23 protein-coding genes and 3 tRNA genes are annotated in these 26,804 nt (G+C 49.1%); 7 read left to right on the top strand and 19 right to left on the bottom strand.

Going from position 1 to position 26,804, the window contains the following annotated elements:
* The 11 genes from HKN79_00855 to ruvA form a co-directional block, all read right to left on the bottom strand.
* The coding region (locus HKN79_00855; GenBank protein ID NNC82099.1) for an ATP:cob(I)alamin adenosyltransferase at positions 1 to 77 on the bottom strand (77 nt) is incomplete at its 3' end.
* Positions 74 to 781, bottom strand: coding sequence for an ABC transporter ATP-binding protein (locus HKN79_00850; protein ID NNC82098.1), 708 nt, complete (start codon positions 779 to 781; stop codon positions 74 to 76). The genes HKN79_00850 and HKN79_00855, both read right to left, overlap by 4 nt.
* Before the next feature lie 59 nt (positions 782 to 840).
* Positions 841 to 1,614 (bottom strand): class I SAM-dependent methyltransferase, encoded by a 774-nt coding sequence (locus tag HKN79_00845; protein ID NNC82097.1) that lies wholly within the window; start codon positions 1,612 to 1,614, stop codon positions 841 to 843.
* A gap of 109 nt (positions 1,615 to 1,723) precedes the next feature.
* Positions 1,724 to 1,805: transfer RNA gene (locus HKN79_00840), tRNA-Leu, on the bottom strand.
* Between the two features lie 30 nt (positions 1,806 to 1,835).
* Positions 1,836 to 1,910: transfer RNA gene (locus HKN79_00835), tRNA-Val, on the bottom strand.
* Positions 1,911 to 1,960: 50 nt separating this feature from the next.
* Positions 1,961 to 2,035: transfer RNA gene (locus HKN79_00830), tRNA-Val, on the bottom strand.
* Positions 2,036 to 2,150: 115 nt separating this feature from the next.
* On the bottom strand, positions 2,151 to 2,822 hold the full coding sequence (locus tag HKN79_00825; GenBank protein ID NNC82096.1) for an energy transducer TonB: 672 nt from the start codon (positions 2,820 to 2,822) through the stop codon (positions 2,151 to 2,153).
* A 90-nt stretch (positions 2,823 to 2,912) separates the two neighbouring features.
* Positions 2,913 to 3,275, bottom strand: a complete 363-nt coding sequence (gene vanZ, locus HKN79_00820) for a VanZ family protein (protein NNC82095.1) — start codon at positions 3,273 to 3,275, stop codon at positions 2,913 to 2,915.
* Positions 3,256 to 3,636 (bottom strand): glycine cleavage system protein GcvH, encoded by a 381-nt coding sequence (gcvH, locus tag HKN79_00815; protein NNC82094.1) that lies wholly within the window; start codon positions 3,634 to 3,636, stop codon positions 3,256 to 3,258. Before gcvH ends, vanZ begins: the two co-directional genes overlap by 20 nt.
* Positions 3,637 to 3,648: 12 nt before the next feature.
* On the bottom strand, positions 3,649 to 10,854 hold the full coding sequence (sprA, locus tag HKN79_00810) for a cell surface protein SprA (protein NNC82093.1): 7,206 nt from the start codon (positions 10,852 to 10,854) through the stop codon (positions 3,649 to 3,651).
* 48 nt (positions 10,855 to 10,902) lie between these two features.
* On the bottom strand, positions 10,903 to 11,502 hold the full coding sequence (ruvA, locus tag HKN79_00805; GenBank protein ID NNC82092.1) for a Holliday junction branch migration protein RuvA: 600 nt from the start codon (positions 11,500 to 11,502) through the stop codon (positions 10,903 to 10,905).
* Between the two features lie 114 nt (positions 11,503 to 11,616).
* Here ruvA and HKN79_00800 point away from each other — a divergent pair, with 114 nt between their 5' ends.
* Complete coding sequence (locus tag HKN79_00800) at positions 11,617 to 12,315, top strand: NAD-dependent deacylase (GenBank protein NNC82091.1); 699 nt, start codon at positions 11,617 to 11,619, stop codon at positions 12,313 to 12,315.
* On the opposite strand, the gene HKN79_00795 is transcribed toward HKN79_00800, so the two are convergent.
* Positions 12,316 to 13,068 carry a T9SS type A sorting domain-containing protein gene (locus HKN79_00795; GenBank protein NNC82090.1) on the bottom strand — a complete coding sequence of 251 codons (753 nt, stop codon included), beginning with the start codon at positions 13,066 to 13,068 and terminating at the stop codon, positions 12,316 to 12,318.
* A gap of 270 nt (positions 13,069 to 13,338) precedes the next feature.
* On the opposite strand from HKN79_00795, the gene HKN79_00790 reads away from it, so the two are divergent.
* The 6 genes from HKN79_00790 (at position 13,339) to HKN79_00765 (ending at position 19,400) form a co-directional block, all read left to right on the top strand.
* Positions 13,339 to 15,018 (top strand): hypothetical protein, encoded by a 1,680-nt coding sequence (locus HKN79_00790; GenBank protein ID NNC82089.1) that lies wholly within the window; start codon positions 13,339 to 13,341, stop codon positions 15,016 to 15,018.
* 3 nt (positions 15,019 to 15,021) lie between these two features.
* Positions 15,022 to 15,957 (top strand): Omp28-related outer membrane protein, encoded by a 936-nt coding sequence (locus HKN79_00785; protein ID NNC82088.1) that lies wholly within the window; start codon positions 15,022 to 15,024, stop codon positions 15,955 to 15,957.
* 120 nt (positions 15,958 to 16,077) lie between these two features.
* Entirely contained in the window at positions 16,078 to 17,844 is a 1,767-nt protein-coding gene (locus HKN79_00780) for an Omp28-related outer membrane protein (GenBank protein ID NNC82087.1), read from the top strand.
* Positions 17,845 to 17,957: 113 nt separating this feature from the next.
* On the top strand, positions 17,958 to 18,449 hold the full coding sequence (locus tag HKN79_00775) for a TlpA family protein disulfide reductase (protein NNC82086.1): 492 nt from the start codon (positions 17,958 to 17,960) through the stop codon (positions 18,447 to 18,449).
* 41 nt (positions 18,450 to 18,490) lie between these two features.
* The gene (locus tag HKN79_00770) at positions 18,491 to 19,096 is read left to right on the top strand and encodes a PorT family protein (protein NNC82085.1); all 606 of its coding nucleotides are present in this window, start codon (positions 18,491 to 18,493) and stop codon (positions 19,094 to 19,096) included.
* A 115-nt stretch (positions 19,097 to 19,211) separates the two neighbouring features.
* Positions 19,212 to 19,400 carry a hypothetical protein gene (locus tag HKN79_00765; GenBank protein NNC82084.1) on the top strand — a complete coding sequence of 63 codons (189 nt, stop codon included), beginning with the start codon at positions 19,212 to 19,214 and terminating at the stop codon, positions 19,398 to 19,400.
* Here the strand turns inward: HKN79_00765 and queG are convergent.
* The 7 genes from queG to HKN79_00730 all read right to left on the bottom strand — a co-directional run.
* A complete protein-coding gene (gene queG / locus HKN79_00760) occupies positions 19,388 to 20,332 on the bottom strand; it encodes a tRNA epoxyqueuosine(34) reductase QueG (protein ID NNC82083.1) in 945 nt (314 codons plus the stop codon). The two genes, HKN79_00765 and queG, sit on opposite strands and share 13 nt — an antisense overlap.
* Positions 20,333 to 20,348: 16 nt before the next feature.
* Positions 20,349 to 21,362, bottom strand: a complete 1,014-nt coding sequence (ruvB, locus tag HKN79_00755) for a Holliday junction branch migration DNA helicase RuvB (protein ID NNC82082.1) — start codon at positions 21,360 to 21,362, stop codon at positions 20,349 to 20,351.
* Between the two features lie 86 nt (positions 21,363 to 21,448).
* The gene (locus HKN79_00750; protein ID NNC82081.1) at positions 21,449 to 23,212 is read right to left on the bottom strand and encodes a cytochrome c oxidase subunit I; all 1,764 of its coding nucleotides are present in this window, start codon (positions 23,210 to 23,212) and stop codon (positions 21,449 to 21,451) included.
* A 24-nt stretch (positions 23,213 to 23,236) separates the two neighbouring features.
* Positions 23,237 to 24,415 carry a cytochrome c oxidase subunit II gene (locus HKN79_00745; protein ID NNC82080.1) on the bottom strand — a complete coding sequence of 393 codons (1,179 nt, stop codon included), beginning with the start codon at positions 24,413 to 24,415 and terminating at the stop codon, positions 23,237 to 23,239.
* Between the two features lie 22 nt (positions 24,416 to 24,437).
* Positions 24,438 to 25,658, bottom strand: a complete 1,221-nt coding sequence (locus tag HKN79_00740) for a quinol:cytochrome C oxidoreductase (GenBank protein ID NNC82079.1) — start codon at positions 25,656 to 25,658, stop codon at positions 24,438 to 24,440.
* 49 nt (positions 25,659 to 25,707) lie between these two features.
* Positions 25,708 to 26,400: a cytochrome c gene (locus tag HKN79_00735; protein ID NNC82078.1), complete on the bottom strand. Its 693-nt coding sequence runs from the start codon at positions 26,398 to 26,400 to the stop codon at positions 25,708 to 25,710.
* 3 nt (positions 26,401 to 26,403) lie between these two features.
* Positions 26,404 to 26,804, bottom strand: a 401-nt coding sequence (locus HKN79_00730; GenBank protein ID NNC82077.1) for a DUF3341 domain-containing protein, incomplete at its 5' end; no start/stop codon positions are given.

The following is a 26,804-nucleotide window of genomic DNA, read 5'->3' as shown; positions in this document are numbered from 1 at the left end:
ATATGGGTCTTGGAAACGCGGGTGCCTCCGACCAAGGAGGTCTTACCCTGGTCTCCTGATTTGGTATAGATCTTCATGTGGAGAAAGTGATTCTGTCTGCATTGACCTCATCGGTCTCTACGACTCCATCGCGGAGTCGGACGATACGGTGTGCATGACGGGAGATATCTTCTTCGTGGGTGACGAGTATGACGGTATTCCCGTTCTTATGAATGTCATCAAATAGGGCCATGATCTCATAGGAGGTCTTGGTATCCAGATTCCCGGTGGGTTCATCCGCCAGGATGATCGAGGGCTTGTTTACAAGTGCTCGGGCGACAGCTACACGCTGTCGCTGCCCACCGGAAAGTTCGTTGGGACGATGGTCCATCCGGTCACCTAGGCCGACCATGGTCAAGACCTCTGAGGCACGGTCTATTCGTTCACTCTTGGGCATTTCAGCGTAGATCAAAGGCATGGCCACATTCTCTAAAGCGGTATATCTCGGCAGTAGATTAAAGGTCTGGAATACGAATCCGATCTCCTTGTTGCGAATACCTGCTAGCGCATCGTCCCTCAGACGACTCACATCTGTTCCATTGAGCCAATAGTTTCCTGAGGTCGGGGTATCCAAGGCTCCCAAGATGTTCATCAAGGTGGATTTTCCGCTTCCCGAGGGTCCCATCAGGGCTACATATTCGTTCTGAGCTATGCTGAGAGACAGCCCATTGAGTGCTCTCACCTCCTGCGTACCGACCTGATAGATCTTGAACACATCACTTACCTTGATGATCTCTTCCATCTTGCGCGAAGATATGTCTTGACGGGATGTTCAGCAGTCGAATTGTCCAGCGGTACTGGTCAATAACGAATGGTGAAATGCTCACCCGAAAGCCCCTTCTTGAAGAAGAGCATGCCACACCAGAATACGTCCACCGACAAGGTCACTTCCCGATGGTCGCGTACCGTATCCCATGCACGCTCCATCCCTTCAGACCAATGGATATCATCCAGGATCATCACTGCATCTTCACTTAGATGTGGAATGATCGCCTCCACATATTGCACTGTAGATGCTTCTCGATGATTCCCATCTACATATACGACATCGAAGGGATCAGATTCCTGAAGGACCTTCGGGAGTTGCTCATCAAAAGGGCCCAAATGCCATTGAATCGAGGGGAATCGCGGTCCAAAGCGTGATTGCGCCATGTGATGGACCGCAGCGCTGGCCTCTATGGTATGGACCTCAGCTCCTGCAGATGCAAGATAGGCCGTAGACACTCCGAGACTCGTGCCCAATTCCAGAATGTGTTTCGCTGATCGATGAGCACACAAGCGATGAAGGAACATACATTGGGCCGGGGTGGATAGGCTTCTAGAGGCAATAGAGGCTGCTGTAGCGGTGCTCTTCCTTTGCTTGAATGAAGAACCGGCTCCGTGCTCCTCGAAATCGATGGGGGAGTCGTCATTGAGAAATCCCTTCCGCACTTCTTCGATCTCTGAAATTCCTGTGGACGGGCCTTTGAAGACTTTTTCGATCAAGTCGAAGAGAAAGGGAGAGTGTACCCCATGACGATTGACGCTTGCCTTGCGATACCGCAGATACGAACGGGCCCTTTGCTTCCAATCCATCGATCAAACATAGAGAATCATGTGTGGATGGGAAGGATGCGAACTAGGGCAGATACGGATGGGTCAAAAAAAGAATCCGACATACGCATGTCGGATTCTAAAAATTCTGTGCGCATGAGAGGACTCGAACCTCCACACCTTGCGGCACTGCCACCTGAAGACAGCGTGTCTACCAATTTCACCACATGCGCTCGAAAGGTGCGGTATGCACTTAGGCCGTGTGAGGCATACTGGATTCGAACCAGTGACCCCTACCCTGTCAAGGTAGTGCTCTGAACCAACTGAGCTAATGCCTCAATCTCTATTTGAAGATAAAAAACCCTGCGTTACAGGGTCTTTATCGGTGTGGGCGCTGAGGGATTCGAACCCCCGACCCCCTCGGTGTAAACGAGGTGCTCTGAACCAACTGAGCTAAGCGCCCGATTTGAAGGAGTGCAAATATATAGCAATATCATATCTCTACAAGAAGCCTGGCGGCAATAAAAAACCGACCTCCAAAATGAAGGTCGGTCCTTGTCAGAATATCTTGTCAAATGCTATTGCAGGATAAATCGATAGGGCAGATTGTACTGCACCTTGACCGGTTTTCCTCGTTGTTTACCAGGAGACCAATTAGGCATGCTCTTTACAACTCGTATCGCTTCTTCATCACAACCTCCTCCAATACCGCGTAGCACTTTCACATCGGAGATGTTTCCGTTCTTCTCTACCACGAAGGTGAGTACCACCATTCCTTGGATTCCACTCTCTTTGGCAAGTGTGGGGTAACGGGTATTCTTACTCAGGTATTCGAACATCGCCTTCTCTCCACCGGGGAATGAAGGCATGGTCTCTACAATGGTGAAGATCTCATCTTCTACAACTTCTTCTTCTTCCTCTTCGATGAACTCCACTTCGGTCTCTTCATCCACTTCACTGTCCGAGACATCTACTGTCTCTTCTTCTTCGGATTCATCTTCGATGATCTCCATGACCACTTGTTCTTGCTGTGGGGGTGGAGGTGGGGGTGGTGGTTGTTGGATACTCACTGGAACGATCTCATCTTCCAGATTGTCGCCCATGTATTCGCCTAATCCTGTGACCTGTACATCATACCATCTCCATTGGAAGGAGACCAAGGTGAATGCCAGACCAGCGACCAGACCTAGGGTCATTAATGCCGATTTGCGCGTCTCAAGATTCGCTTCTTCTGTCTTTTTCGGTTCCATCGATCAGGAATTTAACAGCGTTAAAAATACACTTCTAGAACTGAAACAGCTCCATTTTCAGATTATTGTACACCTGAGGGAGCGATCCGTTCAACGTATCAGCTTAAAAATCACAATTCCAAGCAAGGCGCCCAAGAAGTTGGCCAGAGCATCATACCAATCGAAGAATCGTTCTTCAAAAAACAGATGCTGCATAGCTTCCATCGCTATACCATATAGGGTTGCCAATACGACCGAGGTCAGGATGGCAGTGTCAGCACAGACATGTACCAGCCAAAGGGCAATGAGTACTTGGAGAATGAGATAGACCAGTAGATGGGCCAGTTTATCTGCATGGAGCAGATCGACCTGAGGTAGGTCCCGCCCCGGTAAGGCGCTGAGAAACAAGATGATCGCTGCCCATCCAAGGGTGAGAACTGCGATCCGCGGTGGTTCAGTCCACCATCTCAGCATAATCCTCAGCAGTCATGAGCGCATCGAATTGACCCGGGTCGCTCATCTTGATCTTGATCATCCACCCTTTGCCGTAAGGGTCGCTATTGACCACATCTGGAGAATCAGCCAGTTCTTCATTCACTTCTACCACCTCACCACTCAGTGGCATGAAGAGGTCTGAAACGGTCTTCACGGCCTCAACCGTGCCGAAAACTTCTTCTGCATCCAGTTCTTCACCTTCGGTCTCTATCTCTATGAAGACGATATCTCCGAGTTCTCCTTGGGCAAAATCCGTGATACCGACCAGAACGGTATCATCGCCTTCTTTCTTGACCCATTCGTGGTCCTTGGTATAGCGCAGATCTTTTGGTGTGTCCATATCAGGTATGATTCATTGTGCGAGCGTGAATCTAAGAGCAATTCCCGCATTGATGTTCGATGTACGGAAAGAAATAGAGACTTTGGGGTCATTGATCTGATGATCGTAGAATGCCCTCAAGGTCAGATTCCTATTTAAGGTGTAGTCGGCCGAGGTCTTCAGAGAGAAGATCCTCTGCCCTGATGTAGGTAGATTGGTCCGTTCGTTCATGGACCGGGTCAAGGTGATATTATCCCTGATCGACAGGTCAGCTCGTACGTTCATATCGCTGGTCGGATTCTTTGCCTGACCCAGTTTGAATGGGAACTTCACATCGGTGAATCGATATCCTGCTCCGATGATGAGCTCGCTGCTCCGGTTCTCTGTCAGCTGATAGTTGCTCAATGTGAAACTCAAGGTCCTGTTCTTCCTGATCTCAAATCGCGTGATAAGGCTGTTCTGCCAGGTCATGTCGATATTGATCAGTGGGCTCAGCTGCTCCGAAATGCTGATACTCCCTACCTGTAGTTGAGGGATATAATTCCCACTCTGGTCGGTGGCTGATGGAATGCCTTCTATCTCCTCATAGAACAGGTTGGTGGTATATGTGCCTACCGAATAGGTGGATCGGTAGGAATGGCTCAGCGTGACCGAGCGGAAGATCTTCTTCAACTTCTTGTTCTTGGACAAGCCGTCATACGTGATGCGCCAGTTAGGCATAGGTATCACCGATAGGGGATCCAGTTTCACCTTGGAAGGATCCTTATCGGTATAAGCTGCCAAGAAGGCCGGTATGACCACATCCTGACTGGTGCTGTCGTATCCGGAATAGTAGCCATTGTCCGTTACGGTCGAGAAGGGATTGTCTGCAGCTATGCGCTGTGAGATCACCCTTCTATTATCCAAGAAGGTCTGGAATACCTCAGAGGCATTGGTCTGTTCATCATCCTGCGCAAAGGCCGATCCCCAAGTGATGATGGATGCGCTGTAGGAACCGGTCTCCAATGGATTGTCATTGACATAATCTGCGATGTCCTCATTGTATCTGAAGAAACCGTTGGTATTCTGTGACTCGGTGCTGGTGGCCGTCAACTCGATGCGGAAGCTCTTGATCGGTTCTATATTGGCCCGGATATTCAAGTTGGCCGAATAGGTGGTGGTATAGGGTCTATTGATATAGGGGTTCTCTACAAGATAGCCTCTCCGTGCCGCTTCAAAGGGGTAATCCCTATCCTGGAATCCGACAATGAATCCAGCCCCTGGACCTTGGAACTGATTATCGAAGCCCAGCACATTGGTATTCTGTGCATAGCCGGGAAGCAAGGTCCCTTCGGTCTGATTATAGGTCACGGAGATGTTCTTCAACATCATCAGGAATTTCGCTGTCTCTTTCAGGATATTGAATGAACCATCATCCCGCTTGTCCTTCTTCTTATCCTTTTCGTCTTTATCGCCCTTGTCTCCTTTCTCGTCCTTCTTATCCTCTTCCTTTTGATTCCTATTGTTCCGTCCTCTGGAGCGAGAGGAGTTCCGATTGGCCTCTTTGAGGAAAGGCACCTTGTTATAGAGGTTGGTCATGTTTATCTGACCATTGACATTCATGTTCCTCGAATTCTGAATGGTATTTCCGAGGGTATCTTGGGAGAACGGTGCCCTCTGCCAGTTGTAGGTCCCGTTGTATCCTGTATTCACAGTGATCCAATCTGTGAGTGGGAATTTATCCAAGGGCAGTCGGTAGGTTACATTGAAATTGTGATTGTAATCTGTGGTCTCACCGAAGTTCTTGATACTGGTCCAAACACTGTCCTTAAACACTTCATACTCATCTCGATCATCCCTATCTACCCGTCCGATGGGTTCTCCGATGATGGCCGCATTGTTGGCTGTGAAGTTGAGTTTGAGCGACTTGGTGATATCGTACTTCAGGTCATATACCCGTTGCCAGTTGAAGGTCTTGGTGTACTGTGCCGGTGGAGTGAAATCGAAGAACTGATTGTTGTTGCGTGATTGATACTCGCTGTAGGTCCGATTCACATCCGTGCGGAAGGAGAATTGGCGGGGTCCCAGATTGAAGTTGAACTCCTTGAGCAGTTTGAGCCACTTGGATTTCTTGATGAAACCGATATTGGCAAAGGGTTCCACTTTGAGCGGTTTGGGCTGATAGTTATAGCTCAACCCTCCGTTGTAGGTCTTGTTGTTATTGAAGCGCGTATTGATATCGTAGCTCCTGAATTCGTTATAGCTGTATGAAAAGGTGAAGTTGGATATGTCGAATGGAGTGGGTGAGCCCTGTGCATCCTTAGACCGTTCTTTTCTGACGTTGGTGAAGTTGATACTCCGCCTTCGGGTATAGGTCCTTCGCCTGCGTTTATAGGCTTTGGGGTCTTCACTGTTGGGAGCGATGTCGCTGGTCTCCAGGTCAGGGGATAGCGGGTCGAATTGTGGATCGGAGATGGTCTCAGAGAATCCGACATACATCGGCACCTTGACCCCGCTTTCCTCCGGAAGGAATTTGCCCAGTTCGATATTGCTGGAAGCATCCACTCCCCGGATGGTCTCCCGTTGGCGTTCACTCACTTTCTTCTCAATACTTCCAAAGCCGGGAGTACTGTAATTACCTGCCACAGAGAGGTTACCCAGATCGGCCAGCTGAGTATTCATACGGGCGATGGCGGCCCAGCCTCCACGCTGATCGAAATCGGCCAGTCTCAGCTCGTTCACCCAGACTTCAGCACACTTGTCAAATCCAAGATCGGTGGTCCAGATGTTCTCATCACTCTTCGGGTTCCGTATCCCTATCATGATGGTCTTGACTGCACTCAGTACCGGATTACCCACAACCGTGATCCTACGATCGGCATCATTGACCACGTAAGGAATGTTGATCGCTTGACCGATACTGTTACGTGTAGCTTTCGCATCACGGAGCTTTTCGAACTCGATCTCCATATCGTTCCGCTCAGGCCATATCTCATCATCCAATGCAGCAAACCATTCGGTAGGATAGACCGGGATCTCATACTCATAGAAATTCTGATCGAAGTCAGAACCCAAGCGCACGAAGACGGTGATATCTCCGTATTTCAGGTCTTGGAATTCATCATCGGTCTCCGCATGGATGAACATCTTCAGCTTGCGGTAGGATCGCATATCCACATTGACATTCCTGAATGCAGCACGGGCATCCCCATCCGAGAGATTGCAGACCTCAAGTGCCAGACTCTGTTCGTTGAGATTGGCCAGGTTGGCCGTGGCGGTATTGACCTCACGTTGTATGCCCGGTGGCAATACATAATTGATAGGGTCGCGATTCCCGTTCTCCTCGATGTTCACGGCAGAGATGTTGAACAGCGTGTTCCCTACTTCACCGATAGGTCCCTCTCCCGGTAGGCCGAGATCCTGAGTATATCTTCTCCACTCCCCTCGTATGAGCTCCAATCGGGCAAATCTCAGCGTCACCTGTTCTGTCCAGCCAGTCGTGAACATCCGGAAGAATCGGATACTCCTGAAGTCTTGGATATCCCCGACCCTACTTGCTCCAGGCACGGTGAGGTCTTGGATGGGGATTTTGAACTGATACCAGGTCACTGGTCGGCTGCCCGTCTGGGTGCTGGCAAAGGTCTCGAACTTATCGGTGATGTACCCTCCGATGTCCATTCCGGGTTCCAGATGCACCTTGTACTGGAAGTACCCTTCTGACTTACTTAGGTTCTGATCCAGGTTGACATCCTCATTGGTAGGGAGCGTGGTGGCCTGGGATGGGAAGTCATTGGGAGAATCAGCAGAGGTGATCGAATTTCCTTCGGTTTGATTGAATCGCTTATATCGCTCGATGATATTCAGGCCATCGGTGTCCACTCCCCTGAAGTATCTGTAGTTGTCATTGGCCGGGTCATCCTGTATGGCATTCTGTACCTCCGCTGGCAAGGAGCTGACGAATGCGGCCCGCAGCACGGACTCGGTCTGATCATCCATCCCGTCATAGCCCAAGTCCTGTTCTGAATTGGAGTCGGTGGTATTATCAAAGGCGTTGACGATGGCCTGGGTATTGGGGACGATCGCCCACTCGGTGGTGTCGACACTGGCCGCTAGGTCATCTGGACCTGTAGGTAGTCCATTCTCAAAGGACTTACGGCTATCGCGTAAGATGTCTTCTGAGATGTTCCCCAGGTTGAAATAGACATCCCCTCCTGTGGTATTGTCCGAATCATCGTTGAAGGGGTCCATCAACCAGAATTGGATGAATTCGATGTTGGATTGTTCGAAATCGGTCGTGGTCAGGCTTCTCATGATACCTGCCCAGTTGTCTGCCGGATTCTCCAGCTTGACGACTCCATCCTCTACATAGAGTTCATCCGCATTGAAATTATACGGCCCTCTCTCATTGGGGTAATAGGTCAGATCGAGGGTCGGGATGTTGGTCGGGGTACCCGGTGGCAGTTCTCTATTGGGGAAGACCTCTCTCTCCAGCACCTCACGCATCCGGTGATCGGATTGCATCTCATTGGTGATGTTATCAGGAGTGAGGTTGTTGTCCCGAAAGAATAGCGGGTCGATGACATACCAGCTCAGATGTGCCCTTCGGAAACCATAGCTCAGGTCATTGACCAGAGAAGCTCCAGGTATCAATTGGGGTGTGCTCGCCAATCGCCACTGGCTGATGTTCCTCAAGTCTATCGTGGACTGACTCCCTTCGAAATCATCGATATAGGAGACTCCTTCCTTGGTGATCGCCTTGGAATGACCCGGAATCAAGTGGGCGAATTCACCCGACATGGACAGATTGGACGTCTCCTTGGTACCATAGAACGGGAGTTTGTCCACCAATTTGGTCACGAAATCCGATTCGGTCTGATAGTTCGCATCCAGTCCCCAAATGGTATTGCTGATAGGCTCTTCTCCGAAATTGATCTTCTGCGTGATCGGTCGCTCGGTCAGATTCATGACCGTGGCACCGAGTATCAGATCATTGTTCATCTCATAATCGAAACGTGCACCGAGCAAGGTCTTGGTCTGTATGCTGAATAGGGAATTACTTTCAAGCGAGATCTTGATTGGAGTCTGCGACTCGAGCAGTCCACTGTTGAGGATCTTCACGCGACCGAGGTTGTAATCCACGGTGTAATCCACGTTCTCGATCAACTGCACCCCACCCGCAGTGACCTGAACGGAACCTTGTGGGACATTGATCGCATTGAGTGAGATCTCATCACTCGAAGCCGATTGATAGGTACCCTTGAGGCTGAAGCGGTTCTTCTCTGGAATCTGTCGGGCAGCAGTCTGGGTAGAATCATACAATTCGACATAGGAAATGGTCTCCGCCACATTGGCATCCACGCCTTCCTCCAGTAGTTTGTCATAGAGGAAATCCCCAAAAGGTCTTGTGGTACTGAAGAATATCCGCCCGTTACGCGCATTGATGGTACCTCCTTGCGTGGCGGCATTATCCACATAATCGAATACACCATCGGGAAAGGGATTGGTATTCTGATCGATACGGTCCATTCCCACCAGCTGGATCAATGGGATACCTTCCACCTCTTCTTGTGGAATGAAAGGAACATCGTACCCTTCCAGTGGGTCATTGTACCATACATCCAATCTGAAATTCTCCCGATTGACCTGAAAGGCTCCGATGGAGTAGACATTCTTCATCATCAAGTCCCATATCGGCAGACGTGGATTGGTGATGGTGGACTTGAGCATCTTCAAGAAAAGCGCATTGGGCGGGTCGACTCCATCGGTAGAGAAGTCACCTACTTGGAAGGTCTGACCATTGATGGTGTATTGATAGGCCACCGCCAGCACCTCATCGTTGTTCAAGGATTGATTGAGCGAGATGAAACCGAGTTGAGGATTGAAGGTGTACTCATTGGGGCTCAGTTTCCGGGCACTCTCCACTTCCTCGAAATGACGACTGGGAACTTGTCCTATGGCGGAGAGGTTACCCGTGACATTGGTGAATCCCCTGACTTCGGGAATACTATTGGCCACCGAGTAGATATTGTTCTGCGCATTGCTCGGGAAGACCCCCGGTCCATCCAATGGGACAAAGAACCCTCCAGGTACATCTGAAGGAGTGATGTCCGACTCGGGATCCGGAGGAAGCACCGATGCATCTTCTCCCAAGTCGGAGAATGCTACGATATTCCTATTCTCCTCGAATGCTGCCCTATTGTTGGTGATCCACACTTCTACCCGAGTGATATAGGTCTGGGAATTGACCACGGGTAGACTACGCATGGATTGATTGTAGCGCTCCTCGAAATAATGCGAAAGGAAATAGTGTCGATTGGCCTCGTAATCATCTACTTCTATATCGAAATCCTGGGTCTGGGCACCTCCTGAGACGTTGATCTCTTTCCGTTGACCACGTTCTTGGGAGAATATGGTAGTAGCTGTAAGCCTACCGAATCGCAGTTTGGACTTGATTCCGAACAGCGTCTGACTCCCCGTGATCAATGAACCGGACAAGGGCATGGTCACATCGCCCGCCTCCAAGAGCTGGATGATCTCATCTTCCTTACCCTCATACTGCAGCTTGATCTTATTCTCGAAATCAAATGAAGCCTCCGTATTGTAATTGAAATTGAGGTTCATCTTATCTCCGATACTACCCAGTAGATTCAATTGGATCTGCTGGTCGAAATCAAAGGTGGTGATGCTACGCTGGCGTTCTGGAATCCGGGGGTTGTCGGTCTTGGAACGATTGATCCCAAAGGAGAGTTCGGCCGTACCCTGAGGACGTATATCGATGGTATTTCCTCCAAATATCCGATCGAATACCTCACTCTCGATCTTCAGCGATGGAGCCAAGACCCCGAAATCCGAATTCTCTTCCTGCTCGGATTCATTCTGCTCGGTGACCATCTCGGTCCAGTTCTCCTGCAATGCATCCTCGAAACTGTAGTTCAAGAACTCCTGTTCGCTCATCGCGCTGGGATTCCTGAAAGGTATGTCACCGATATTCTGATAGAGGTAGTAATTGCCCGAACCTGGATCATACTCTGCACCTGACTCGATATTGGGTGGGTCCTGTAGATCGATCAATCCGCCTCCTGTTCCGAAGGGGTTATATGAATCCTGGATGGGATAGGGAAGGTCTATCTCTGGACTATCTACTGGCAGCGCCTCATCTGCCGAAAGGTTCTGAATAGCACGTGTGCGATCATTCGCGGGTGCCCATCGATCCGCATTGGAAGCATACATCGCCACGGTGAGTGCGATGGCACCAACCATGAAATGACTGTTCAATTTGGAGGAGGGTCTGCTCAATGGAAATACCGTTCAGAGTGTCTGAAGACTTTTCTTGATGAGTTGTTCAACCCCTAACTCATCGTCTGCTTCCTTTAAAATCGCGTTCAACGTTCTGTCCGCTCGGACTCTATCGAAACCAAGGGCACACAGTGCTGCTAACGCTTCCTGTTTGGCCATATTGCCTGATGGGACAGAATTCTCAGCGCTGATCTCGGGTAGGCTGATCTTTTCAGAAAGTTCCATCACGATCCGTTGCGCTAGTTTGGGACCTATCCCCTTGACGGATTTGAAGATCTTATCGTCCCGATCGAGGATGGCACGCTGCAACTGATCCACAGATAAATTGGACATGACACTCAATGCGATGGAGGTGCTCACTCCTGAAACAGAGATGAGTTGGCGGAAGATATCCCGTTCTGAGCGACTTAAGAATCCGAAGAGCTGATGATTGCTCGCTCCAGACCTTACATCCACTGTTACTGCATAGTGCACCAGCAGGGTACAGGACTCATCCTTCAAGGACTCGAAGGTCAAGGCCGAAATGCGCACCTCATAGCCTACACCATTGCAATCGATGATGGCCGTATCGGGGCTTTTCTCTACGAGTCTTCCTTTGATGAATGAGATCATTGTGACCGGCAGTCTTTTCGGGTAGTTAGAAGCGTGTAAAAGTAGAACTTTTAACAGCCTCCTTAGGCTAGATGGTATGAGAAGTCCTGAACGTTCGAATGTTATCTTTTGGCGATGAATAAAAGAAGACTGATCGCACTCACAGGTGCAGGTATAAGTGCTGAGAGTGGACTGCGTACTTTCCGCGATAGCGATGGTCTCTGGGAAGAACATCGCATAGAAGATGTAGCCACCCCGGAAGCCTGGGAAAAAGACCGGGATCTGGTGAATAGATTCTATAACCTTAGAAGATCCCAGCTGGCCGAAGCCAAACCCAATGAGGCCCATCGCCAGCTGGCCGAACTCCAAGAGTCATGGGACGTACGAGTCATCACCCAGAATGTAGATGACCTGCATGAACGTGCAGGATCATCTGAAGTACTGCACCTCCATGGACAATTGACTCAAGTACGCTGTTCTGTATGTGAGGAGGACATCAGAGATTTCGGGTATAGTCAACTCACCCGAAGTGATCGCTGTGACCTAGGTCATCCACTCAGGCCCCATATCGTATGGTTCGGTGAGCCGGTTCCTATGATCGAGAGGGCTGCTCGATGGGTCGAATCAGCCGATGTGATGTTGGTCGTAGGGACTTCATTGAATGTTTACCCGGCTGCTGGTCTGATCCACTACCGGAGGAGCGACTGCCCGATCATACTGGTCGACCCTGACACGGGGATGAAGGCTTTTGAATCCCAAGGAATCCAGGTCATCAACAAAAAAGCCACCGAAGGGATGACCTTGGTGGCTCGAATGCTTTCTGAGTTGGTCTGATCAGTGCCTGACCACCAGCTTTTCAGAGTGGATCGCACGGTCTCCCGCAGAGAAGGTCACGAAATAGATCCCGCTATTCCAAGCTGCTGTAGGGATCTCCAACCATTCTTGACCCATGGCCATCCTACTGGTCCAGACTTCTTGGCCGAGAATATCGAATACCTGGATATTGAGTGGAGTATCCAATCGGTCCAGGTTCAAGCGCACCGCATCATCTGCTGGATTGGGCTGAAGATTGAGTATCGAGCTGATATCCAGATCGTCCACACCCGTTGCGCAAGAAGCTGAGCTATGATCGAAGACGAGATCGATCGATGCGAAGACAATGTTATCGTTATCTGCATCGAACCATTCGATCCTGTACGAGGAGCATGCGTCATAACCATAGGTCCGCAAGTGCATGACAAAGGATTCATCAACTTCTCCGGGATCCATCATGGAAGTGAAATCAGAAACTCTGACCGTCTGCGAGCCTACAGGCACATAGGCTGGGCAGATGACCCAGCAGAGTGTACTCTCCATGCCTTGATCGGGCACCACATCGAGTTCGATCCTTCTACATCCTACATTGAGTGTCAGGTCCGATTCATTGACCACCTCGAATGGATGCTCATGTTCTACACTTTGCGGTTCTTGACCCACGACATAGACCGTACCCGAAAGGTCCTCGGTCGAACCTGGGTCGGAAATCCTGAGTTGTGCAGTGGCTACCGAAAGGCTTGCAAGGAAGACCGTGAGTAAGAATGTACGCATAGGCATGAGTTGGGCTGAAAATTGAGACTGTAAAATTAACCATTCGTGTGCAGGGGAGTGAATTGCATTTCAGTCAATATCTCGACTATAGAATGGCTTGGGAATACCATATTCCACTATCTCAAACTCCTGTGCCTGAATGATTTGACCACAAACTCAGATTCAAGAGGATGCAAGTAATAGAGCTCAATATCCAATGTATGTGCTAGTGCCCTCTCCCCTATATTCGCCATTCGAATCTTCTACCCTTCCTGCCGAACCATGATGACCATGATCGCTCGCGTAGTCCTTATTTACTTGTGCTTCACCGTATCGGGTCTGCAGCTCATGGCTCAGAATGGAGGTTCTTTGACCGGCCTTCTCGACCTCACGGGACAGTATTACTTCGAAGATGAGGACATCAATGCACAGGTGCCACGTGGGGTGATCGGACTGAACAGCTATGCGCTACTCAACTATACCAATGGCGGTTTCAGCGCTGGATTGAGATATGAATCCTATTTGGACCCCTTGCTCGGATACCCGGTAGAATTCGATGGAAGTGGGGTCGGCTATCGCTACATAGGTTGGCAGAAGGAAGGCCTGCAAGTGACGGCAGGGAATTTCTACGAGCAATTCGGCAGCGGTATCCTACTGAGGACCTTCGAAGAAAGATTCCTTGGATTGGACAATGCCTTCGATGGAGTACGCATCGCTTATGAACCGGTGGAAGGGATCAATCTGAAAGGCCTTGTCGGCAAGCAGAGATTCCGATTCGATGACGGCCTGATCAATAGCGATGGGGTGGTGCGAGGATTCGATGCTGAAGTGGACCTCAACCGATTGGTAGGCTCCATACAAGTGGATAGTTCAGAACTCTACATGCGATGGGGTGGAAGCTTTGTGAGCAAATTCAACGATGACAATCCCACCAGCACCTATGACCTGCCTCAGAATGTGGCGGGATTCGGCTCCCGTATCGACTTGGGCTACAAGGATTTCAGGGCCTATGCAGAGTACACACGCAAGCAGAACGACCCCTATCCTACTTCCGGTGATTTCTATGACCCTTTCCACTACTCATACAAGGATGGAGAGGCTTTGCTTTTGAATTTTGGTTATAGCACCAAGGGTTTTGCCTTGGACCTGTCTGCTCGACACATGGATAATATGCTGTGGAGGTCGACCAATCAAAGTGTCTCTCCAACAGCCCTTTTCATAGGATTCATCCCTGCCATCACCAAGCAGCACACCTACAATCTGGCCTCTACCCTTTATCCCTATGCCACCAATCTATTCGGTGAAGTCGCCTTCAATGCGGACCTTATCTACAAATTCAAACGCAATTCTGCTCTCGGTGGGAAATATGGCATGAAGGTCACACTCGGCTTTGCTACGGCCTACGCCCCAAAACGGGAATTCTTAGATGATGCGGAAGGAGATCGTCAGGGCTACACTACGCGATTATTTGCCATGACCGATAGCATATTGGTGCGGGATGCCAATATCACCTTGGAGAAGAAGCTGAGTAAAAAGGTCAAAGGAAAGCTCATGTACATGAATCTGACCTTCGAGGACCGGGCGCTCCTGGTAGCTGTGAAACACGAACTGATCGATGCGCATATTGCCATTGCAGATTTCACCTTCAAGATAGATAAGAAGCACGCCATTCGGATAGAAACTCAGGGACTCTGGACCGAGCAGGATCAGGGTGACTGGGCATTTGCTCAAGTGGAATTCACCGCCAGTCCACATTGGTCATTCACTATACTGGACCAGTACAATTACGGAAACTCAGAGCCTGACCGCAGATTCCATTATGCGCTAGGTAATGTGACCTATGCCAAAGGACCGCATCGCTTCTCTATGCAATATGGTCGCCAGCGAGCAGGTTTCTTCTGTGTAGGTGGTGTGTGTCGCTTCGTTCCCGCATCCAATGGATTCACCTTGGGTATAACCTCTAGCTTCTAGTAGATGCAAAAGAATCTTTTCATATACATCGCCCTTCTGTCATCTCTCTTCTTGACCCTTTCTTCTTGTGAAGAGGTAGAAGATCCGGTACTCGAAGTACCTGGTGATGGAGGTGGAGATGTGCTCGATTGGGAACTCTGCCCTGATGTCATTCCGAGCGAATATCAATTTCCCGAATTCATACCTGTCTCCAACCCTGAGCAGGACGTTCTTTTGGAGGACTTCACGGGACACACCTGTGCCAACTGTCCAGAAGCTGCGGAGGTAGCGAGCGACTTGGAAGATGCTTATCCCGGAAGGGTCCACGTGGCCAGTGTGCATGCAGGACCCGGGAATGGTTTTCAACAGGTACAAGCCGGATACCCGACCGATTTCACTACCCAAGCGGGAGATGACTATGTGGACCAGATCGACCCACCGATCTTTGGGAATCCTGCTGGGACCATCAATCGGCTCGGAGGCGGACCTACAGGAGGTATCTGGTTCCTTCCCGATCAATGGCCCACCAAGACCGATGAGGCTCTGGCCTTGGAACCTCGGTTGAGCATTCAGATGGAAGCCTTCCATTGTCCGCAGAGTCATGGTCTGTTCGTACACAGTGCTATCGAATCTGAAGTGAGTCTGGATCCCAGTGAGTATCGGTATATCATCTACCTTCTTCGGCAGAAGGTCATCTCACCCCAATCCGATGGTAGTCAGACCATAGAGGACTATGAACATCACAATGTACTCTCAGACAATATCAATGGCAGCTGGGGTACGGCCATTTCTCCAGATACGCTTGCTGTAGAGCAAATGGTCGAGCTCAACCACAGCTATCAACTACCCGATCCTGCACTGGACAGCACCTATCAGGTCAGTAATCTGGCCTTGCTAGGTTTTGTGGTCGATCGGCAGTCCGAAGAAGTCATCCAGAGTCAATTCTTGGAATTGGACTGAATAGGAATACAATAGTCCAGTCGTATTGAGGCCCGATCTACGGCCGTTTCATCGCCTCTAGGCTTGGTCGACTTCAAGGGATCACCTACTTTCATCGCTCTCAAAAAAAATAGTATTCAAATGAATAGAATCTTTACTCTCCTCGTTGCTGTAGTCACCCTAAGTGTAGGCGTCTCTGCGCAGAGCAACAAGATGTTAATGATCGAAGAAGGCACCCAAGCCTCTTGCGGTCCTTGTGCCGCTCAAAACCCGGCTTTTGATGCCATGCTCGAAGCGAATAATGACAAAGTCGTTGTAATGAAGTATCAGACCTGGTGGCCGGGATATGACCCCATGTATCTGGATAATACTGAAGACGTGGCAGCACGAATCAACTACTACGGTATCAATGGTGTACCTACTGCAGTTGGAAATGGTGAAGAGTGGGCCAATGATTGTGGTGCCTGGCCTGGTGCTCCAGCCTGCCTGAGTCAAGATGAGATAGATGCTGCATATGCTGAGATCTCTCCTCTTACTATGGATATCTCTGCGGAGCTAGTCAATGGAATTCTAGAAGTTTCTGGAACCATCACAGCGGACATGGCTCTCAGTGGGAACTTGAAACTACGTATCGCTCTCACCGAGCAGACCATCACCTATGAAGATGCTCCAGGAGGTACCAATGGCGAGACCGAGTATAATCACGTGATGAAAGCATTCTTAGGAGGTGCAGCCGGTATTTCTTTGGATGACATGGCGATGGGTGATGTTTACATCATCAATGAGACCATGGCTGTCGGAGGATTGAACATCTACAACTACGATCAATTGGAAGTAGTGGCGTTTGTTCAGGATGATACCGACAAGACCGTCCACCAAGCAGCAAAAGACCAGTCGGTCGATATCGTAGTAGATGTGGCTAACAATGCTACAGCCGGTGATGTAAGTGGTCTTCCTGTTGTTCTATGTGCCGGTACTCAGAGCATATCTCCAGTCTTCACTTTGATCAATGGAGGAAATGAAGCATTGACTTCAGCTGACATCACTTACACTGCCAGTGGAGGAGCCAGTATGATGATGAGTTGGACGGGTAACATCCCGACTTTCGGTTCTGAAGATATTGCGCTCGATCCTATCGATGTGGTCAGTAATCTATGGAATGAAGCTACCATCCATATCAGTGTAGACAATCCCAACGGTGCTACAGATGATGTGGATTATGACAATGACACCTGGGTGAATGTGGCCCCGGCCCCAGAATCAGGAGCTTCAGTAGAAGTCTCAATTACAACTGACGCTTACGGAGACGAAGTCTATTGGGAAATGAGAAACGGAGCTGGTGAAATCATCGCTTGGGGTGGTAATCCGAATGTAGGTCTGGATAATATCGGTACCAACACATTCCCTCCTCCCTCCGATCCGGATATGTATGGCAACAACACCACTTACACTGAGGTTGTCGACCTTACAGGAGTAGATTGCTTCACCTTCCACATCACCGATTACTACGGAGACGGACTTCTCGGAAGTGCAGGATACACTCTCAAAGACAGTGATGGGAATACCATGCATGATGATTCGGATGATTATCAGGTCCAAGCCATGAAGGATTTCTCTTCAGGAGCTGTTGGTCTCACTGAGAATGAACTCGCTTCTTCTATCAACATCGGTCCAAATCCTGCGAATGACATCTTGAATGTCAGACTGAACATGGATTCCGGTCAAGAGAACGTCATAATCGAAGTGATGAATTCCCTTGGTCAAATGGTCCACACTCAGACCCTTGGAGCGATCAATGGTGCTTCATTGACCGAGATCGATGTGAAGGGACTTGAAAACGGACTTTACTATGTCAATGTGATCGCTGGAGAAGCCATTGCTACGACCAAAGTCACTGTGGCCAAGTAATCCGTACAGGAGGACGCAGTGTCATAAAATCGAATGATAGGGCTCCGAATCTTCGGAGCCCTATTTTTTTTGGTAAGCTTTTTGTAATCTCACAACCAAACTCCACGAACAAGATGAGAACACTTGTACTAGTACTCGCTTTGATGGCCCTCCCTTTCATCTCCTCCGCTCAGAAAGGCGAAGTTCCCTCGGTCATGCTCAAAGACCTGAAAGGGGCAACGATCAATTCCTCTGAATTCGATAACGATGGTAAGCCATACATCATCAATTTCTGGGCTACCTGGTGCAGCCCGTGCAAACGTGAACTCAATAACATAGCTGAGGTCTATGAGGATTGGGTGGATGAGACCGGTGTCAAATTGATTGCCGTATCCATCGATGATACGCGTACCTCTAGAAATGTGAAGCCCTATGTGAATGCAAGCGCCTGGGAATATGAGATATTCTTGGACGAGAATGGGGACTTCAGAGGAGCGATGAATGTTGCCGCACCACCGTATACATTCTTGGTAGATGGTGACGGTAAGATCGTCTATGAGCATATCGGATATAATCCGGGAGATGAAGAGGAACTATATGAGAAGATCCTCGAATTGGTGAAATGACCTCTATGGACCACGTACAGAGATTCATAACCCCTTCCTTAATGGTCGGGGTTCTTTGTTTCTGCTGGAGCACGCTTTCAGCACAGGTGAATGAGGGACCGCTCTTTAAGGCCTATTTCGGAGCTGGAGTCACCAGTTCACAGATCTCCGGTGATCGCTTGAATGGCTTTGACCAACTGGGCTTCAACCTAGGCCTGGGAACAGAATTGCAACGCAATGCGCAATGGCGACCCAGACTGGAGATCATCTTCAACCAGCTCGGAAGTCGCAAGAATGCACGGCCTGATGAAGGGGATTTCGATAGCTATCTGCTCCGTCTGAACTACATTCAGGTTCCGCTAACGATGAGTTATCTCAGTGGCTCGACCGGTTTCGAGCTTGGCCTTGCTCCCGGGTACCTGCTCAGCAGTCGTGAGGAGGATGAGAATGGGACCGTGCTCGGATTGGGTAGGGAATTCAAGGACTATGATCTGGGCCTTATCCTTGGCATCCGCTATGCCTTTGCTGAGCGATGGGAGCTCGGTACACGCCTCTATCAATCGACCTTGGCAGTCAGGGATCATACCGGCAGTTCCACCTTCCGTCTGAACCGCGGTCAGTACAGCACAGCCATACAATTTATCCTGCGTTATTCCGTTAGTGGTTAAGTCACAGAATAGGGGGTGGAAAACATTCACCTACATCGTTGACTTCAGACCTGTTTTTGACTAACTTACGGAACGTCTTCGGGGGAGATGTCTACTCATTAGAAAACACAAGGAAATGCTGGAACTGAGTAAAAAAGTACTGGATAAAGTAAGTTTCGATCGTCTGTTATTTCGCAAAGAATTGCACAAGGCCATCAAATGGGTCACCAAAGAAGAACGACTCGCTTTACAAGCGTGGTGCCTCGTCACATATGGACACATGTATAAGGACGTGATCCTAGAATCATTCAATCAAGTCGTTTGATCCTCATCAGGAGTCTGAAGAAATGCCAGATTCCGTTTGATTCCTTCAAATCCCGTCCTTTTAATAGGTGATTTCCTGAAGGCATCTTTGAACACATCTTCTGTTATCTCTTCCCAATCCGACCTGCTCCACGAACGGATCTCTTCTCTCAATTCGAATCGAGGTTCATTGTGCCTTTTTGAAAATCTATTCCAAGGGCATACGTCTTGGCATATATCACAGCCAAATACCCAATCCGCCATCTGACCTTTGAATTCGCTGGGGATACTCTCTTTCAATTCGATGGTGAAATATGAGATGCATCTGCTCCCATCCACTACATAGGGCTCTATGATGGCATTTGTCGGGCAGGCATCGATACAGGCCGTGCAATTCCCACAATGATCTGTGGTGGGCCTATCGTACGCAAGGTCCATGTCGATGATCAATTCTGCAATGAAAAAGAAGGAGCCCTTTTGCTTGGAGAGCAGATTACTGTGTTTCCCGACCCAGCCCAAACCAGATCGAGCGGCCCATGCTTTGTCCAATACCGGAGCGCTGTCTACAAAACACCTCCCTTCTACTGCTCCTATCTCCTCCCTGATCCCTGCTAAGAGCTCTTTCAACCTATCCTTGACCACGAAATGATAGTCCTCGCCATAAGCATATTTGGAGACTTTGGGCGCATTCTCTCTTTGCTGTGTCTCTTGGTAGTAATTGAAGAGTAGCGAGACCACCGATCGTGCTCCGGGTACCAGTATCCTAGGATCGAGGCGTTTGTCGAAATGATTCTCCATATACTGCATGGAGCCATGTCTTCCCTCGTTGAGCCATTGCTCCAATCGAGGTGCTTCATCTTCAAGGAATGTCGCTTCAGAAATTCCGCATGCCATGAACCCCAACCGCTCCGCTTCCTTCTTGATGAAGCGAGAATTCTGTTCAGGAGCGTTCATCGATCGTGCCGGTGGATCAGAAGAGGGATCCATCAGAGCCCATCGTCCTGCCCAAATGGCGATAGGCCTTTTCTGTCACCTGCCTACCTCGGGGTGTTCGCGCGAGAAAACCCTCCATGATCAAAAAGGGCTCATAGACCTCTTCCAAGGTTCCGGAATCCTCACCGACAGCCGTAGAGATCGTATTGAGACCCACCGGACCTCCTTTGAAATTATCTATGAGGACAGAGAGTATGCGGTTATCCATCTCGTCCAATCCGTTCTCATCCACATTCAGGGCCTTCAGCGCACTTCGAGTGATGTCCAAATCGATGGTGCCGTTACCTTTCACTTGGGCAAAATCCCGAACCCTACGCAGTAGCGCATTGGCGATACGGGGTGTACCTCTGCTCCTTCCGGCAATCTCAAAGGCCGCTTTGGGCTGGATGGGCACTTCTAGAATACCGGCCGAGCGTTCTACGATTCCGGTCATGGTCTCCACATCATAATAAGAGAGTCGTGAGTTGATCCCAAATCTTGCTCTCAGAGGCGCTGTAAGCAATCCTGAGCGTGTGGTAGCCCCGATGAGTGTGAATGGATTGAGTGCGATCTGTACGGTCCTCGCATTCGGTCCGGCATCGATGACCAGATCTATCCTGTAATCTTCCATAGCCGAGTAGAGGTACTCCTCTATCACGGGACTCAATCGGTGTATCTCATCGATGAAGAGCACATCATGCGTCTCCAAGTTGGTCAGTAGACCGGCCAGATCACCCGGTTTATCCAATACGGGCCCTGAGGTAGTGCGTAGGTTCACTCCAAGCTCATTGGCTATGATATTGGCCAAAGTGGTCTTCCCGAGACCAGGAGGTCCGTGTAGAAGCACATGGTCCAAGGACTCTTCCCGTCCCTTTGCAGCAGCAACGAACACCTCTAGATTCTCAAGTACACTTCGCTGACCTGCAAAATCATCGAAGGATTGTGGTCTCAGGTGACCTTCTATCTCCAGCTCTGTGCGTTGCGCTTCTTGTCGTATATCGAAATCCTCCATCTGAAAGCAATAGAGGCTAAGATAGATATAGAAAAAGAAAGCCCATCACTAGGGTGACGGGCTCTTTTCACATATTCTTCAAAGGATCAATGCTCCTCTTCCCCTTCTTCCAGAGGTACGGTCTGAGGTACATAATCCAGTTCTTTACCCGGCTTGGAGTAGTCGTATGGCCAACGGTAAACAGTAGGAATCTCTCCAGGCCAGTTACCGTGGATGTGTTCGACAGGAGTAGTCCATTCCAAGGTGTTGGACTTCCATGGATTGGCCGAGGCCTTCTGCCCTCTATAAATGCTATAGAAGAAATTGTAGACGAAGAAGACCTGAGCTGCACCACCGATGATGGCAAACACAGTAATGACCACTTGAAGGTCCATTACCCCATCGAACATCGGGAAGTTGGTGTAATCATAATATCGTCTTGGCAATCCGGCCATGCCCACGAAGTGCATAGGAAGGAATACTCCGTATGCCGCTATGAAGGTGGTCCAGAAGTGTACCATTCCCAGTTTCTTATTCATCATTCGGCCGAACATCTTGGGGTACCAATGATACACTCCGGCAAACATCCCGAATATGGCAGATACTCCCATCACTACGTGGAAGTGCGCCACCACGAAATAGGTGTCATGCACTGGAATATCCAATGCCGCATCCGCCAGAATGATCCCCGTGACTCCTCCTGTGATGAAGGTGGACACCATGGCAATAGAGTAGAGCATGCCGGGTGTAAAGATCAAGTTCCCTTTCCAAAGGGTAGTGACATAGTTGAACACCTTGACTGCCGATGGAATGGCGATCAAAAGGGTAGTTGCTACGAATACTGCGCCTAGGAAAGGATTCATCCCTGTGAGGTACATGTGGTGTCCCCATACGATGAATGAGAGGAATCCGATGGCGATGATCGAGCCGATCATTGCCTTGTAACCGAATATAGGTTTACGTGCATTGGTAGAGATCACTTCAGAAGTGATACCCAATGCTGGTAGCAGTACGATATATACCTCAGGGTGTCCTAAGAACCAGAACAAGTGCTCATATAGTATGGGACTTCCTCCTACGTAATCAAGTGCTTCTCCAGCAATGTGGATATCAGAAAGATAGAAGCTGGTGCCCATGGTACGGTCCATAACGAGAAGCAGGGCTGCAGAAAGTAGGACTGGGAAACTAAGGACTCCAAGTATCGCAGTTACAAAAATGGCCCAGATGGTCAGAGGCATTCGGGTCATCTTCATTCCCTCGGTCCGGAGTGAGATGATGGTAACGATATAGTTCAGTCCACCCAGTAAGGATGAGACGATGAAGAGGACCATACTGATCAACCACATGGTCATACCCATTCCTGAGCCTGGCATAGCCTGGGGTAAAGCACTCAAAGGAGGATATACCGTCCAACCGCCACTTGCAGCTCCTCCTTCTATGAACAAAGAAGAGAGCATGACAACAGTAGATAGGAAGAAGAACCAATAGGACAGCATGTTCAGGAAGCCTGAGGCCATGTCCCTAGCTCCCAATTGGAGCGGAATCAGAAGATTAGCAAAGGTCCCACTCAATCCTCCGGTGAGGACAAAGAAGACCATGAGGGTACCATGTATGGTCACCAATGCGAGATAGGCGTTGGTATCCAGGACTCCATCTGGAGCCCATCTTTCGCCTAGGAATGCATTGAGGAACGAAAAACTCTCCCCAGGCCAGGCCAATTGCATTCGGAAGAATGCAGATAGCATGTAGGCTATGATCGCGATGAATATTGCAGAAATCAAGAACTGCTTAGAGATCATCTTATGATCTTGGCTAAAGATGTACTTGCTTATAAAGCTCTCTTCGTGATGATGTTCAGCGTGTGCAGCCATTTCGTTGATCTATTTTCTTTTCACTTAATTCTCCGCCAGTCCCTCCGTATCTGGTGATTCTTGTGGTACGAAGGTGCTTTGTTGGTTAAGCCACGCAGTGTATTCGTCTTCTTCAACGACCTTGACGGTCATCTTCATATTGTAGTGTGCTGCTCCGCAGATCTTGTTGCAGAGCAAGATGTAGTCGAAGTCCTCGTTGCCGGTCTTCTTCTTCATTTCTGCAGTAGTGATGGTCGGTGTCATCCTAAAGGTAGTGGTCATTCCCGGAACTGCATTCATCTGCATACGGAAATGTGGCATGAATGCCGAGTGGATGACATCTCTACTGTTGACGTGGAAAAGCACTTCTCGATTCACAGGTATATAGAATACACCTTTGTCAGCAACGATATCGTCTTTGGAGAATTCAAACTCCGGATTGTTCTGGTCATATCCCAGTACGCGTACCTTATGTCGCTTCAATCGTTCGATCTTCTCTCTGGTCTCTTCTTCTGCTGTATAAGAAAGAATATCGTTCTCCAATGATGCCTTGAGTGTAGCGATCTGGGTGTCGATCTCTGTCATGGTACCCTCAAAGACCTCTTTGGTGATTACTCCGAGCGGATTGGTCCCCGAGATGAAGTTGAAAGACGATGGACCTAGGATGTTATCTTCTCCACCGTATCGTGCCGACCAATCGAACTGTTTGGCGTATAGCTCGATATTGATGGTCTGATCGGTCACATCATCGTTGCTCATGGTATCGTTCCAAACGTTCAATCCATAGATGATGATAACGGCCATGGTCAAAGCAGGAATCACTGTCCATATCAGCTCCAAACGGTCATTATGTGGATAATAGAATGCCTTCTTACCGAGCTTATATCGGTACTTCCATGCAAAGACCATCAATAGAACATTCATCACCACGAAGACGATACTGACCAACCATAGATTGAAGTCCATGAGTTGGTCGATACTCTCTCCATGAATCGAAGCTGCCTCCGGCAACATGGCATCCTTATATCTGAAGATCAGATAGAAGAATGAGCCCATCAATGCGATCATGGAAACGATCCAGAGATTGGCATTGAGGTCATTATCCGCAACACTGACATCCTCTTCTCTCTTATTGCTCAGCTTCTTAGCGAGTTCATGCACTCTTACAGCCTGTGCAATGGCTGCTACAGCAAGGATGACTACGAGTATGATCAGAAATTTCATCAGTATATCTTGAATACTATCATTAAATGTGGTGCTGGATACTCTCTTCCAACATCGGGCTTTGCTCCGGCACCAACTTGGCCTTACTCAATCGGTTAAGTGTCAGATAGATGAACGCTCCTAAGAAGCCGATCATCATTCCTATCTCGGTCCACTCCAATCCGTGCCAATGGTCGAATGCAACTCCAGGCATGACCATCAGATAGGTATCGAACCAGTGTCCGAAGAAGATGATGGTACCTACTGTGACCAGGAATTTCACATTTCTCTTAGCATCTCTGGACATGAGGATGACCATTGGAAGCAGGAAATTGACGAATACCATGGTGAACATAGGAATACCGTAATTCTCGAATCGTGTCTGGAAATAGGTGACCTCTTCAGGAATATCCGAATACCAGATCAGCATGAATTGAGAGAACCATAGGTAGGTCCAGAGGAAGCTGATCGCGAAGACCCATTTCCCCATATCATGGATGTGGCTGGAGTTGACCATCGGCAAGAGTCCCTTGCCTTTCAGATAAAGGACGAGAATTACACTAACGATCATTGCAGAGACCCACATCCCACTGAAGGTGTACCATCCGAACATGGTGCTGAACCAGTGGGTATCGATACTCATGATCCAATCCCAGGACAAGGTGCTGGAGAACACGGCAAAGAATACGAGGAACAGTGCTCCTCTCTTATAATTCTTTATGTGGATTCCCGTTCCACCTTCCTGATCTTCTCTCAAGGATTGTTTGCGGAAGAAACGCGCAAAGATCATGAAGGTCGCAAAGTAGACCAGGGTACGGATCCAGAAGAAAGGTGTATTCAGATAAGCTGTCTTTCCAGCGATCAGATGATCATAGTGTTCATTCTCGACTGCGCCTTCGACATACTCATCGACATAGACCGGGTGGGCACTTCCTAGTGTTTCGGCCATGACATATTTCGTTGTAGCACTTGCATCCATCCAGTGGTAGATATGGTGTTGGTGAAGGGTGCCCATCAGAAAGACAATACCTAACACGATTATGCCTACTGGAAGAAAGGCCAATACAGACTCATAGATCCTACGTACCATCATGCTCCATGCAGCCTCTGTGGCATACTGCAGAGCGATGAAGAACAGCGCCCCGAGCGTGATGAAGGTGAAGAATAGCCCATTGACCAGCATATTGGCCCAGAACCTGTTCGTATCATCCTGACTATCTATTCCCACATACGCAGCGATCAAGGATATCAATCCAACGACCATCATGATGATGGTGATGATCCGCGCCCTATTGGATACTATATAATCCATCTCAGTTGATTTCTTCGGTTTCAGGTTCTACTTGCGCTGCAGTCGAGTCAGTCTGAGCTGCGGCTGTACTCTGGAATGGGTTGTCATATTGCTCATCGCGCAAGGTCTGCACGTAATGCACTAGTTCCCATCTCTCCTCGCGATTCAATTGCCCCGCGTGTGAACCCATATTCCCCTTACCATAATGCAGGGTGTGGAACATTTTCCCTTGGGTGAGACCTTCGATACCTTGATAGGCGGGTGGAGCTGCAAATTTTCCACGTTCTACAAGTATGCCGTTGCCAGCTCCTTTCTCTCCGTGACAATGGATACAGAAGATATCGTAGTTGGCCTTGGCATTTACGTAAACCTCTTCGGTGAATTCGACCGGATTGACAAGCTCAGCTCCTGCCTTCTCATAATCTTCTACCGTATTCTCATAGGGATACGGGAAATTATATTGCGCACCTTCCTCAGAGAAAGCATAAGGGATGGTTCCCTTGACCGGTTTCATAGCACTTAGATTATCCGCAGTATCCGGATGGATACGATCTCGCATCTCTCCATAGTCCACATACTCCTCTATAGCAGGCGAACGGTACATATCCGGCATGTACTCGATACCTGGGCTCAATGGATCCGTGCTACAGGAAATCAAAGTCGTCACCGCAAAGGCAATGACCATCCATCTCATGTTCTTTTCGATTCGGATCATGATTCAGTACTTCTTTTCATTGAGTTCATACACTCCGGTGTCTTTGACAGCAGCGATGATATCATCAGCTGACATACCATGGTTCTGCACCGTGTCGAATTCCAGAACGAACTTATCATCTGTAGTACGGGGATCCGGATTCACAGGAGGCATTCCCGGCAGGGTCCTGTTCCTGATCAAATAGGTGATCGCCATACCATGTGCCGCACAGAATACGGTGAATTCGAAAAGGATGGGAACGAAGGATGGTACATTGTAGTGGTACGCAAAATTCGGTTTACCTCCTATGATCGTGGGCCAATCATCGATCATGAAATACCAGGTACCCAATATGGCCAGACTCAATCCGCCCAGACCGAACATGAAGGATACAATCCCTAAGCGCGTCCGTTTCACACCGATGA

The sequence above is a fragment of the Flavobacteriales bacterium genome, assembly GCA_013001705.1.
Taxonomy (GTDB): Bacteria; Bacteroidota; Bacteroidia; order Flavobacteriales_D; family JABDKJ01; genus JABDLZ01.
The sequence above is the reverse complement of the archived record's forward strand: the minus strand, read 5'-3'. Positions and strand labels throughout refer to the sequence as shown.

Excerpts from the sequence above, each read along its gene's own strand:
- HKN79_00850 (NNC82098.1), bottom strand. The coding sequence starts at position 781 with ATGGAAGAGATCATCAAGGTAAGTGATGTGTTCAAGATCTATCAGGTC.
- HKN79_00845 (NNC82097.1), bottom strand. The coding sequence starts at position 1,614 with ATGGATTGGAAGCAAAGGGCCCGTTCGTATCTGCGGTATCGCAAGGCA.
- HKN79_00825 (NNC82096.1), bottom strand. The coding sequence starts at position 2,822 with ATGGAACCGAAAAAGACAGAAGAAGCGAATCTTGAGACGCGCAAATCG.
- vanZ (NNC82095.1), bottom strand. The coding sequence starts at position 3,275 with ATGCTGAGATGGTGGACTGAACCACCGCGGATCGCAGTTCTCACCCTT.
- gcvH (NNC82094.1), bottom strand. The coding sequence starts at position 3,636 with ATGGACACACCAAAAGATCTGCGCTATACCAAGGACCACGAATGGGTC.
- sprA (NNC82093.1), bottom strand. The coding sequence starts at position 10,854 with ATGGTTGGTGCCATCGCACTCACCGTGGCGATGTATGCTTCCAATGCG.
- ruvA (NNC82092.1), bottom strand. The coding sequence starts at position 11,502 with ATGATCTCATTCATCAAAGGAAGACTCGTAGAGAAAAGCCCCGATACG.
- HKN79_00800 (NNC82091.1), top strand. The coding sequence starts at position 11,617 with ATGAATAAAAGAAGACTGATCGCACTCACAGGTGCAGGTATAAGTGCT.
- HKN79_00795 (NNC82090.1), bottom strand. The coding sequence starts at position 13,068 with ATGCGTACATTCTTACTCACGGTCTTCCTTGCAAGCCTTTCGGTAGCC.
- HKN79_00790 (NNC82089.1), top strand. The coding sequence starts at position 13,339 with ATGATCGCTCGCGTAGTCCTTATTTACTTGTGCTTCACCGTATCGGGT.
- HKN79_00785 (NNC82088.1), top strand. The coding sequence starts at position 15,022 with ATGCAAAAGAATCTTTTCATATACATCGCCCTTCTGTCATCTCTCTTC.
- HKN79_00780 (NNC82087.1), top strand. The coding sequence starts at position 16,078 with ATGAATAGAATCTTTACTCTCCTCGTTGCTGTAGTCACCCTAAGTGTA.
- HKN79_00775 (NNC82086.1), top strand. The coding sequence starts at position 17,958 with ATGAGAACACTTGTACTAGTACTCGCTTTGATGGCCCTCCCTTTCATC.
- HKN79_00770 (NNC82085.1), top strand. The coding sequence starts at position 18,491 with ATGGTCGGGGTTCTTTGTTTCTGCTGGAGCACGCTTTCAGCACAGGTG.
- HKN79_00765 (NNC82084.1), top strand. The coding sequence starts at position 19,212 with ATGCTGGAACTGAGTAAAAAAGTACTGGATAAAGTAAGTTTCGATCGT.
- queG (NNC82083.1), bottom strand. The coding sequence starts at position 20,332 with ATGAACGCTCCTGAACAGAATTCTCGCTTCATCAAGAAGGAAGCGGAG.
- ruvB (NNC82082.1), bottom strand. The coding sequence starts at position 21,362 with ATGGAGGATTTCGATATACGACAAGAAGCGCAACGCACAGAGCTGGAG.
- HKN79_00750 (NNC82081.1), bottom strand. The coding sequence starts at position 23,212 with ATGGCTGCACACGCTGAACATCATCACGAAGAGAGCTTTATAAGCAAG.
- HKN79_00745 (NNC82080.1), bottom strand. The coding sequence starts at position 24,415 with ATGAAATTTCTGATCATACTCGTAGTCATCCTTGCTGTAGCAGCCATT.
- HKN79_00740 (NNC82079.1), bottom strand. The coding sequence starts at position 25,658 with ATGGTCGTTGGATTGATATCCTTGATCGCTGCGTATGTGGGAATAGAT.
- HKN79_00735 (NNC82078.1), bottom strand. The coding sequence starts at position 26,400 with ATGATCCGAATCGAAAAGAACATGAGATGGATGGTCATTGCCTTTGCG.